The sequence below is a fragment of the Solibacillus silvestris genome (genome assembly GCF_051967575.1).
Lineage (GTDB): Bacteria > Bacillota > Bacilli > Bacillales_A > Planococcaceae > Solibacillus > Solibacillus silvestris_B.
On the sequence record NZ_JBQCJW010000052.1, the window covers coordinates 1 to 10,754 of the forward strand.

Annotated in this window: 11 protein-coding genes; 2 read left to right on the forward strand and 9 right to left on the reverse strand. The window is 39.0% G+C overall.

What is annotated here, in order from left to right; genetic code table 11:
* Positions 1 to 66: 66 nt before the first annotated feature.
* From ACTHOQ_RS18090 to cymR, 6 genes are all read right to left on the reverse strand, one after another.
* Entirely contained in the window at positions 67 to 756 is a 690-nt protein-coding gene (locus ACTHOQ_RS18090; protein ID WP_440497545.1) for a hypothetical protein, read from the reverse strand.
* Positions 753 to 1,394, reverse strand: a complete 642-nt coding sequence (locus ACTHOQ_RS18095; protein WP_440497546.1) for an ATPase — start codon at positions 1,392 to 1,394, stop codon at positions 753 to 755. The genes ACTHOQ_RS18090 and ACTHOQ_RS18095 overlap by 4 nt, the downstream gene beginning before the upstream one ends.
* A 154-nt stretch (positions 1,395 to 1,548) precedes the next feature.
* The gene (locus ACTHOQ_RS18100) at positions 1,549 to 2,214 is read right to left on the reverse strand and encodes a tetratricopeptide repeat protein (protein WP_440497547.1); all 666 of its coding nucleotides are present in this window, start codon (positions 2,212 to 2,214) and stop codon (positions 1,549 to 1,551) included.
* Positions 2,215 to 2,346: 132 nt separating this feature from the next.
* On the reverse strand, positions 2,347 to 3,465 hold the full coding sequence (mnmA, locus tag ACTHOQ_RS18105; protein ID WP_440497549.1) for a tRNA 2-thiouridine(34) synthase MnmA: 1,119 nt from the start codon (positions 3,463 to 3,465) through the stop codon (positions 2,347 to 2,349).
* A 60-nt stretch (positions 3,466 to 3,525) separates the two neighbouring features.
* A complete protein-coding gene (locus ACTHOQ_RS18110; protein WP_440497551.1) occupies positions 3,526 to 4,671 on the reverse strand; it encodes a cysteine desulfurase family protein in 1,146 nt (381 codons plus the stop codon).
* A 24-nt stretch (positions 4,672 to 4,695) separates the two neighbouring features.
* Entirely contained in the window at positions 4,696 to 5,115 is a 420-nt protein-coding gene (gene cymR, locus ACTHOQ_RS18115) for a cysteine metabolism transcriptional regulator CymR (protein ID WP_440497552.1), read from the reverse strand.
* A 135-nt stretch (positions 5,116 to 5,250) separates the two neighbouring features.
* On the opposite strand from cymR, the gene ACTHOQ_RS18120 reads away from it, so the two are divergent.
* Positions 5,251 to 6,531 (forward strand): replication-associated recombination protein A, encoded by a 1,281-nt coding sequence (locus tag ACTHOQ_RS18120; protein WP_440497554.1) that lies wholly within the window; start codon positions 5,251 to 5,253, stop codon positions 6,529 to 6,531.
* 343 nt (positions 6,532 to 6,874) lie between these two features.
* On the opposite strand, the gene ACTHOQ_RS18125 is transcribed toward ACTHOQ_RS18120, so the two are convergent.
* Entirely contained in the window at positions 6,875 to 7,369 is a 495-nt protein-coding gene (locus ACTHOQ_RS18125; RefSeq protein WP_440497555.1) for a GTPase, read from the reverse strand.
* Positions 7,370 to 7,530: 161 nt separating this feature from the next.
* Complete coding sequence (locus ACTHOQ_RS18130) at positions 7,531 to 7,920, reverse strand: aminopeptidase (protein ID WP_440497556.1); 390 nt, start codon at positions 7,918 to 7,920, stop codon at positions 7,531 to 7,533.
* A gap of 174 nt (positions 7,921 to 8,094) precedes the next feature.
* On the opposite strand from ACTHOQ_RS18130, the gene ACTHOQ_RS18135 reads away from it, so the two are divergent.
* On the forward strand, positions 8,095 to 9,552 hold the full coding sequence (locus ACTHOQ_RS18135; protein ID WP_440497557.1) for a methyl-accepting chemotaxis protein: 1,458 nt from the start codon (positions 8,095 to 8,097) through the stop codon (positions 9,550 to 9,552).
* A 179-nt stretch (positions 9,553 to 9,731) separates the two neighbouring features.
* Here ACTHOQ_RS18135 and ACTHOQ_RS18140 read toward each other — a convergent pair whose 3' ends face one another.
* A complete protein-coding gene (locus ACTHOQ_RS18140; protein ID WP_440497558.1) occupies positions 9,732 to 10,493 on the reverse strand; it encodes a tRNA threonylcarbamoyladenosine dehydratase in 762 nt (253 codons plus the stop codon).
* Between the last annotated feature and the right edge of the window lie 261 nt (positions 10,494 to 10,754).

Here is a 10,754-nt window from a genome sequence, read left to right on the forward strand (position 1 = left end):
AAAAACGAATGGAAAGGGCCTTATTTTTGTTTGAAAAACTAATTCATCGTAAAAAATGTAAGTTTTTCAGTGCCCTCCAAAAAATGAAACACTTTCCTGTACATAGCCTAGATTAAATTTTAAAATAGCTTCGGCAATTAACATATTGCCATGATAGAATGAATATTTCCCTTTTAGGCGTTCTGAAAAATCCTGTTTATTCTTTTGGAATTCATCATTGTTTCTCGTTACGGCAAAATAATAAAGTGCCCCTAAATAGCCTCTTACAATCGTCGGGTTTAAATAAGGCATTTCCCTTTTGTAATAATTCGCCAAACACATTGCCATACCCGCTTTTTCAATTTGATCTGTATGGGCGAATTGGGCTGAAATATTATAATAATTAATGACGATCAGTTCATTGCGCTTTAAATAATGTGCATATTTAATCGATTTTTTTGACGCTTCGATTGATTCGTCGTGTTTTCCAAACATTACATTTAAAAGGCTTAATAAATAGTAAAAAATCATTTTATTCTGGTCTTTTCCATAAGTTAAACAAAGTTTCTCATAATCATTCATCATAACGAGAAAACTTTCCAAATTTCCTGTTTCAAAATACGCAGAAGCGATATACTCATAGCAAACTAGTGCATCATCATATCTTTTTTCCTCAAGCGAAAACGGCAATGTAATCGTGCCGAATTGAATGACTTCCGCATATTTCAGCTCTTTATACAAATTTTTCAAATGTTCGATTTGGTTTGAAATAATCATGGAACGCGTCCACCCCAATCATTTATTAATCCAAATACAGCTTCATAAATTTTACTCGCTTCGTCTATGGACTGTTCGAACGTCCATAATAGCGGCATTTCAAACTTGCGATGAATCGATTGCAATTCAGTTACTATCGCACTTTGCAGCAGCGCTAATTGCTTCGGGTAATTTTCAACTTCTATATATTTGGAATCATAGTAAGGTCTTAAACTTTTTTGACTATATTTTTGAAGTGCGATAAAGTTCGGTGCTATTTCTTCATTTAATGCCATTTTAGTTGAAATAAATTCGTCCATTCCCTTATAAATGTATAGCGCACATATAAATGCCAATCTTTCATTTTCATATAGAGCAAGCTGAATATAGCGTTTTATTTGAAAGATTTTTATTATTTCCAAAAAGTATTTCCGGTATGGATAAATCATCGTATTTTCCGGGTTTGTAATGCGCTTGATTTCTTTGGTTGATATTAAATACCATATATCCAATATCATTAGAGAACATTGGTAAGACTCTTTAACAAATGGAAGTATAAGTGTAAAAAAATCAAGTTCATCAATTAATTGCTGAAATCGACCTAACTCCTCATCAGAAATTAAAAACATACAATCTGCTTTATCTATTTTAGCGTGCATGTTAAATCCCACCTCAAATAATTGTCAGTTTAATCCATCATATCATAAACCGAATATTAATAAATATTTCATTTGTTTTTCAATTTAAAAAAGTGATGGCCGGAAAAATAACATTTCCAACACATCACTTTGAATAAAAACTTCTTCGTTTCAGTTAGTTTGTACGCTGACAAATCATATCATATAAATACTTCGCTTGATCAAATTCCGGCTGTAAAGTATATGCCTGTTTTAAATGATACTTCGCTTTTTCTGTATCCGATGTTGAAACAGCATATAAAACACCTAGATTATAATGGGCATCCGCATTGTTCCAGTCTTCTTCAATTACCAATTCCAGCTCCGGCTTTGCAAAATCAAACATTTCCAGCGAACATAGTAAAATGCCGTATGCTAAACGAACTTGCAAATCCGTCGGCGCAAGCTCTGCAGCACGTTGCATGAAGGGTAATGCCAGTTTGAATTGCTGTTCCCGTTCAAAGCATTTCGCAAGCATATAGTAGGCATCTGCCCCTTCAATTCCATAGTCGATAGATTTTTGATAAAGCTTTGCCGCTTCTGTGTAGCGCTCTGCCTCATAATATAAATTTGCTAATCCGTAATAAGCCGTTGCCGCTTTTTCATCCACTGTAATCGCCTTTTGAAAGAAGCGTTCTGCCCGTTCTATATCTCCCATTGCGGCAAGTAGCGTACCGAAATTCACGTAGCCTACCGCATCATTCGGCTGTGCTTCAATTGCTTCGGTAAAAGCTTGTGCCGCCTCTTCATAGCGCTTTTCCTGGAATGCTTTAATCCCGATTTCATTATAATTTGTATCCATATCTTCACCTCAAAACATAAGTGCGGGTCTTAGTCACATAGTATTGCTTCTTTAGTGACTATCATAAATTTTGGTCATCCTCGTCGCAAAGGGATTGTCCCGGAAAGCTTTCCCGGACAATCCCATCATCACTTACCCTACATATGTTAATTTTTCGCTATTTTTAAATACTTCGTCAATCGTACCGCCACCCAGGCATAGTTCGCCGTCATATAATACGACCGCTTGCCCTGGTGTAATCGCCCGGACAGGATCTGCAAATTCAATATATGCTGTACCGTCTTCACGCATTGTCACCGTTACAGGCGAATCTTCCTGGCGATAACGGAATTTTGCTGTGCATGTGAATGTACCAGTTTTCACTTCACTCGTAAAACTCATTTTCACTGCAGTCAATGCATCTGAATAAAGCGCCTCATGATGGAAGCCTTGTCCAACATACAGTACGTTGCGCGCTAAATCTTTTCCGACAACAAACCAAGGGTCGCCGTCGCCGCCGATGCCTAAGCCGTGGCGCTGGCCTAAAGTGTAATACATTAAACCGTCATGCTTACCTTTCACTTCACCATCAAACGTTTCCATATTTCCTGGCTGTGCAGGCAAGTACTGACTTAAAAATTCTTTAAAGTTTCGCTCCCCGATGAAACAAATCCCTGTAGAATCTTTTTTCTTCGCTGTTGCAAGACCTGCTTCTTCGGCAATTTTGCGCACTTCAGGCTTCGGTAAATGTCCAATCGGGAACATGACCTTTTCCAGTTGTTCTGAAGTTAACTGATTCAGGAAATATGTCTGGTCTTTATTATTGTCAATGCCACGGAGCATTTTCACACCGTTTTCGTCATGCGCAACACGTGCATAATGGCCTGTCGCTAAATAATCCGCGCCAAGTGCCAGTGCATGCTCCAGGAAGGCCTTGAATTTAATTTCTTTATTGCACATCACATCCGGATTTGGTGTACGGCCTGCTTTATATTCCTCTAAAAAGTACGTAAACACTTTATCCCAATATTGTTTTTCGAAGTTTACTGCATAATACGGAATGCCGATTTGATTGCATACCGCAATAACATCATCATAATCTTCCGTTGCTGTACATACCCCAAATTCATCTGTGTCATCCCAATTTTTCATGAAAATACCGATAACATCATAACCTTGCTCTTTTAATAAGTATGCGGCTACTGATGAATCAACCCCGCCGCTCATACCGATGACGACACGGATTTTTGATCGATCTTTTGTTTCTACCATTTACTATTCACCTTTTCTTAGACAAATCGCGTAAAAGGCGCGAAGTCTTTCTAATTAAATTTATGATGTTAGCCGCTTTACAATTTCAGCAGTACGTTTACCTGCTTCACGAACTAACTCATCTGTCAATCCTAACCCAAAACTGAAGCGAATGGAACTACGAAGCTCTGGTGCCTCTTGTCCATACATCGCAACTAATACATGGGATGGATCAATCGAACCTGCCGTACATGCTGAACCGCTCGATACGAGGACACCAGCCATATCCAAATTGACTAAAAATGATTCTACATCTGTTCCAATGAATGTAATATTCAGCACATGCGGCAATACATATACTTGATGTCCATTCACATGAAAATCAATATTCCCATTTTGGAATTGTTCGATTAAAATATTTTTGTAGCCATTGTACTGCTCCGCGCGCTGCTGTGCGGATTGTACTGCTAATTCGGCCGCTTTTGCAAATGCGATAACTGCCGGGACATTTTCCGTTCCTGCACGGCGTTTTTTCTCTTGGGAGCCTCCAAATAATAGATTTGTCAGCTTTACTCCTGTTTTTGCATATAGAAAACCAATACCTTTAGGACCATTTATTTTGTGCGCACTGACACTCAATAAATCAATATGAAGTGCGTTCACATCGATTTTTTCCAATCCGAATGCTTGTACCGCATCTGTGTGGAAAGTAGCGGAATGCTCGTTGACAATTGCGCCAATGTCAGCAATTGGCTGCATTGTGCCGACTTCATTGTTCCCGTACATAATGGTTACTAAAATCGTATCGTCGCGTAAAGCCTCTTTTACTTGTTCGGCACGGATACGGCCTGTTTGATCGACCGGTAAATACGTCACCGAAAAGCCTTCCTTTTCAAGCTTCTCACAAGCATGCAATACGGCATGGTGTTCAATTTGCGTTGTAATAATATGTTTTCCTTCTTTTTGGCGGGCATATGCCGTTCCAAAAATGGCCATATTATCAGCTTCTGTCCCGCCGCTTGTAAAAATAATTTCAGATGGCTTCGCATTAATTTGCGCTGCTAAGCTAACACGCGCTTCATCCAATGCTTTACGCGCCTGCCGCCCTACCGTATGAATACTCGATGCATTTCCGCTTTCCTCCGCCATCGCTTTTGCCATTACGTCAATGACTTCAGGTGCGACCGGTGATGTTGCGGCATGATCGAGGTAAATTGTATTTTTCAAACTAACTAACTCCTTTAAATAACACTAAATGTAAAACATATAACCATCAGATACTTCATTGTTCGTATATTTCGCCAAATCTTCAATTGTCGTTGTATCTAGTACATTTTTGACCGCGTCGCGAATACGCATCCATAATTCGCGTTGAGGCGCTTCTTCATTTTCAATTCCTTCGACAGGCTGAATCGGTCCTTCCAAAACGCGAATAACATCTGCTGCCGAAATTTCATTTGGCTTATGTGCCAGCATATAACCGCCATATGCACCACGCACACTTTTCACAAGTCCTGCATTGCGAAGCGGCGACACGAGCTGTTCCAAATATGCCTCTGATAAATCTTTGTCGGCAGCGATTTGGCGCAATGGAATTGGCCCTTCACCATAATGCTTTCCTAATTCAATCATAATCGTTAAACCGTATCGTCCTTTAGTTGAAATCTTCATCGTAACACCTCTAATTTTCTAGTCCATTAATAATACCTATTATAGCATAACTCCTTTTAAACCACTCGGAAATACTTTATCATTAATGTTGATGAATTATTATTTTCTATTATAAAAGCAAAGGAGCGAAGGATAATGCACAACGAACCGCTCGCTTATAAAATGAGACCTCGCACAATACGCGAAATTGTCGGACAGCAGCATATAATCGGACCGACGACACCCCTTTTTAAAATGATCGAAAAAGGTCATGTTCCTTCGATGCTGCTATACGGACCTCCAGGGGTAGGAAAAACCTCAATCGCAAATGCCATTGCCGGCAGTTCAAATCTGCCTTTTTTTGCCTTGAACGCCACACATGCCGGGAAAAAAGATATCGAGCAAATCGTCATGGATGCACGAATGAGCGGCAAAGTCCTATTATTTCTAGATGAAATCCATCGCTTCAATAAACTGCAGCAAGATACATTGTTGCCGCATGTAGAAAACGGATCAATTGTCCTTATTGGCGCGACGACGGAAAATCCGTTCCATGATGTGAATCCTGCAATCCGCTCCCGATGCGGGGAAATACTGCAATTGGAACGTCTGACAATCGAGGACGTGCAGCAGCTTCTTCATGATGCTTTAGCAGATAAAGAGCGCGGATTAGGAAATATACAAATTGATGCAACCGAACAGCAAATCGAAAATATAGCGAACGCTTCAAACGGTGATGCACGAAAAGCTTTAACATTGCTGGAATCAGTCTACTATGCTTCTGATGAAAAAGATGGTGTAACCATTTTAAACGATAATGCGATTGACGCACTTGCTAAACGTATAGGCGTATTCGGGGACAAAGGCGGCTCTCATTTTTACAATTTATTATCCGCCCTTCAAAAATCCGTCCGGGGCAGCGACCCGAATGCAGCCCTTTATTATCTGGCCCATTTACTGGAAAGCGGGGATTTGATTGCGGTATGTCGCCGGCTGCTCGTCATGGCCTACGAAGATATCGGGCTCGCAAATCCAAGTGTCGGTGCACATGTACAAGCCGCTACCGAAGCAGCCGTCAAGCTTGGATTGCCTGAAGCGCGTATACCATTGGCGACAGCAGTTGTTGAAATGTGCCTTTCCGACAAATCGAATTCTGCATATAAAGCACTCGATGAAGCGATTGCAGCGATTCATGAGGGAAAAACAGGCGAAATTCCAAATCATTTAAAGGATGCACATTATGCAGGCGCAAAAACACTTGGCCATGTCGGATACAAATACCCGCATGACAACCCGATTGGCACATTCGGCGGCTGGGTTCAACAGCAGTACTTGCCCGATGAGATCAAAGGGGCCGAATTTTATAAGCCTGTTATAGCAGGTGAAGAAAAACGCATGGCAGCCATTTATGAAAAACTCAAATCATTTCGAACATAAAACAAATATGCTGAAGCGCCGATCCAACTCAAAGGGGCCATAAATACCATGGTATGGCCCTTATGACTCGCGTCGTGTGAGCCGCAAATATTGGCCGGGACGACGCATAAGCAAACGATTCATAACAATTCACGAAAGAATCGAGCAATTATACAAATCGGCGCTTAGACTTTGACCACTCTATATTATTAAATTTACCCGCACTATGAATGCTTATAATCTTTTGGCAAATGAAAAATGAAACTAACCAAAGCTGTTCATAGCGAACTTTTCCGGCATAAAGTAAGCGCATACAAAAAAGAGCCGTTTCACAATAGCGGAAACCGGCTCTTTTCTTAATGAATCATTCGTATGATTTCGTAAAATTATAAAATCTCTCAATACATTGCACAACATTGTCGGCTATTTGCAGCTCCACTTGCTGCTGTCCATTTAACTGCTGGATACTCTTTTTGATTTCCGAGATCAACTCTTCGTTATTTTCGATTTGAGCATTTGGCACACAGCTTGCACTTATTTCATAAAGCTCGATAATATGCGTCCGTGCGTCCACATCATCATCCGCAATTAAATTTGAATGCGCTAAACCTGTAAAATATAAAAGCCTTGACGCAATATCCATATATAAAGTCCAATATGTTGTCGGTGCCGGCATTTCCCCATCACTTTTTTCAATATAACTATTAAAATTATTCGCTACCTTTTGCAATAATTCGTCAAGCAGTTCATATGCTTTTGACCAGTTTGGTTTCGTATCGATATTATCAAAAACAATCGTATCCATCTTTAATTGTAAATTCGGCAAATTCAATAAATCATTTCTCATTTCAATTGTCATTCCATCGCTCCTCCTTACATCCCCTTACGTATATTCAACACGTATCCCTACTATAACAAAAAAAAGACATTATTCTGCAAAAACGAAGAAATGACTGAAAACCTGCCATATTTTTGCCATAATTAATCTCTTAATAGAATATTATGTCATTTGCCATTAAACTATTCCTCCTTCAAACGAGAAAAGTATTTTTCATACAATTGTATATCCTTTTCAATATGAGGAAGCTTGAATACAACTATTTCCCCTTTTTCATATATTTTCATCGAGCGATTTGAACTATAAAAAACCCATTTAAATGATTCTGTCCATAAATTTAAATTATTTTCATCATTATTTTTTAAAAATTGTTTTTCTTTTACCGCTTTCGCCATTTTCCAAAAGCCTTCGCTTAGTGTATAACCTCCCGTTGAAAAATCATATTCAGGTTCGACTATATAATTTGTATCATATATATGAATCGTTTCCAAACCAGGATTTATCGCTATTTCCACTGTTCCTATGCCATCTAATAAATTAAGTCCCCGATATTCCAATTGATGAATAATCATTCATTAATCCCCTCTCTTAAATTTCTATAATTATTTTATCACAATAGTAACATCACTAAAAATAAATGAATGGCCATTCAAAAAAGACGTGACAACAGAAGGAAAATACTGTATAAATTAATGAAAGTGTGTAATGTGTGACGAAATAACGACATTTCTAAGAAAGGTGATTTCATGATTGATCAATTAAACGCAAAAGATTTGTATGAGAAAAACACGATTTTAATGATTGTCTACGGTACAGCGGCAATATTAGGAAGCTTTGCGCAACTTTTTATCGATCGGCCAATTGGTGTTGCTTTATCGTTAATAATTCCGGTGACGATTGTATTTATATGCTTTTTCCTTCAGCGGAAAATCGTGAAATTGCGACCTTATTTTCCATACGTTGTCATCATTGCAGGAGTTTTAACGGTTTACGGTACGATTGTGACGAATAAAGTGACATTGGCAACAATTATTTTAAGCATTTTTGTTTTAATTTTAAGCAGTGTCCATAACCGGGTAAAAGTGCTATGTGCCGGCTATATCGGTTCTACATTAGGGTTGATTTTTAACTTTACAATGGACAAAGATGGCTTTGCGATAGATCCGGCGAATGTTTTCGTTACACAGACACTTATGTTTATAGCGATTTTACTGCAAGTGCGGCAAAACAAAAAAATGCTGGGGAATATTGAGGAATTTATGGTCAAGGCAAATGAACGCGCTTTCCATGAAGAACAATTACATCATCGCTTAGAATCATCTGTACAAGGCATTACTTCAAAATTGGAGCTTATCACAGATAGCACAAACGAATCGAGTGCAGCACATCAGCAAATGCTTGCTTCATTAAAAGAAGTCAGTGTCGGTGCACATAAGCAATCAGAGTATGTACAATCCATTGTGCAAAGTACTGAAATGACGAATACAGAGCTACACTCAATCGTTCAGGAACTGAACTATATTGTAACAGAAGCGGAGAATGGAAGTGTGAGTGCTGTTGATGGCGCTAATTCCATGATTCAGTTAAAATTGGAAATCGATCAGTTTACCGCATTTTTCAATGAATTGAATACGACATTCCTTTCTTTATCAGGTAAAATTACCGAAACGAATGAATTTGCCTACTCAATCCATAAAATAACTGAACAAACGAATTTATTAGCATTGAATGCCTCGATTGAAGCTGCACGGGCCGGGGAGCATGGGAAAGGATTTGCTGTCGTGGCTGAAGAGATTCGTAAGCTTGCGAGTATGACAGATGATACCGTATTAAAAATCGATCAAAATTTAGCGCAAGTCAATTCCTTTAATAAACTGGCGCTTGAACGATTGACAAATGGGTTGAACCATGTCGAAATTCAAGTGCAAATGATAGAAAAATCAAATCAAATGTTCACAAATCTATTTAATGCGATGAAAAATCTGCAGCAAAACTTAACACAATTTTCAACAAGCGTCAAATCAATTGAAAAAAACGGGGAATCTATCCAAACCGCAACGAATGAATTTGCAGCAATCATCGAACAAAGCACCAACTCCATTGACCAGCTATGCATCGTTTTAGAAAAAATCAATCATGATCACAATCATGTAACGAAAAATATTGAAGAAACATATCAGCAGGCGGTCAAAATTATTCAATAGAGAAAAGATGGGGAAAGGCTGTCAGTAAAGAATACCGGGAAATCGTAAGCAAACGAAAGTATTATTTTTATGATTTATTCTTCGGGAAACCTGGACCTCAGCAAATTAAGCTACTATAAATAAGGAAGCTGTCACGAAAAAATCGATTTCATCGAATTTTTCCGGACAGCTCCTTTTCATTAGCCTTGAACGCGGTTAATTTTAATATCTTTCAATATTGTATTAATGACCCAGCTTGCTGCTATTAATCCAGCTACAGATGGTACGAATGCATTTGAAGAAGGCGGCAATTTTGCTTTGCGGATTTCCGCTTCAGGCTTTCCTACATATTGGGCTACATCTGGACGTACGACGATTGGTGATTCATCTGAAAATACGACCGTCACACCTTTTTTAATGCCTTCTTTACGAAGCTTCGTACGGATGACTTTGGCAAGCGGATCTGTATGGGTTTTGGAAATATCGGCAATCTGGAAACGTGTCGGATCCATTTTATTGGCAGCGCCCATGCTTGAAATGATTGGAATATTGCGCTTTAAACATTCCTTCATAATATGGATTTTGTACATTACTGTATCCGATGCATCGATGACATAATCAATGCCTTGCGCAAAAAACTGCTCATATGTTTCCTCTGTATAAAACATATGCATATCAATCACTTCACATTCTGGATTAATATCTGCAATACGCTCTTTCATAACAGCTGATTTCGACTTCCCAACCGTTGATAAATATGCGACTAATTGGCGATTTACATTTGTAATATCTACATTATCTTTATCGACTAAAATGATGCGGCCAATCCCGCTGCGTGCACATGCTTCCGCCGCAAACGAACCTACACCGCCCACTCCTAAAATAGCGACTGTCGTATCTTTTAATTGTTGCAAGCCTTCTGTACCGATAGCTAGCTCATTTCGTGAAAACTGATGTAACATCTCATTTACCCCTCAATCTTTATCATTCTACTAGGCATTATAACGACATCAATTCCGAGATGCAAGCGACAATATTGCAAATACGTGAAAGACCCTGCAATGTTCGGCGGCCGCTTATCCGTTTTCAGAATCGCTGAAATGCGCAGGAAACAGACTTCTTTGGGTTTATGCGAACTCCCTTCAAAATAAAAACCACCAGTTGAACTGGTGGTTTTCTCTGCGCGTGAAACGCTGGATTACTGGCCCACGTCTAAAGACGCT

Excerpts from the sequence above, each read along its gene's own strand:
- ACTHOQ_RS18090 (WP_440497545.1), bottom strand. The coding sequence starts at position 756 with ATGATTATTTCAAACCAAATCGAACATTTGAAAAATTTGTATAAAGAG.
- ACTHOQ_RS18095 (WP_440497546.1), bottom strand. The coding sequence starts at position 1,394 with ATGCACGCTAAAATAGATAAAGCAGATTGTATGTTTTTAATTTCTGAT.
- ACTHOQ_RS18100 (WP_440497547.1), bottom strand. The coding sequence starts at position 2,214 with ATGGATACAAATTATAATGAAATCGGGATTAAAGCATTCCAGGAAAAG.
- mnmA (WP_440497549.1), bottom strand. The coding sequence starts at position 3,465 with ATGGTAGAAACAAAAGATCGATCAAAAATCCGTGTCGTCATCGGTATG.
- cymR (WP_440497552.1), bottom strand. The coding sequence starts at position 5,115 with ATGAAGATTTCAACTAAAGGACGATACGGTTTAACGATTATGATTGAA.
- ACTHOQ_RS18120 (WP_440497554.1), top strand. The coding sequence starts at position 5,251 with ATGCACAACGAACCGCTCGCTTATAAAATGAGACCTCGCACAATACGC.
- ACTHOQ_RS18125 (WP_440497555.1), bottom strand. The coding sequence starts at position 7,369 with ATGACAATTGAAATGAGAAATGATTTATTGAATTTGCCGAATTTACAA.
- ACTHOQ_RS18130 (WP_440497556.1), bottom strand. The coding sequence starts at position 7,920 with ATGATTATTCATCAATTGGAATATCGGGGACTTAATTTATTAGATGGC.
- ACTHOQ_RS18135 (WP_440497557.1), top strand. The coding sequence starts at position 8,095 with ATGATTGATCAATTAAACGCAAAAGATTTGTATGAGAAAAACACGATT.
- ACTHOQ_RS18140 (WP_440497558.1), bottom strand. The coding sequence starts at position 10,493 with ATGTTACATCAGTTTTCACGAAATGAGCTAGCTATCGGTACAGAAGGC.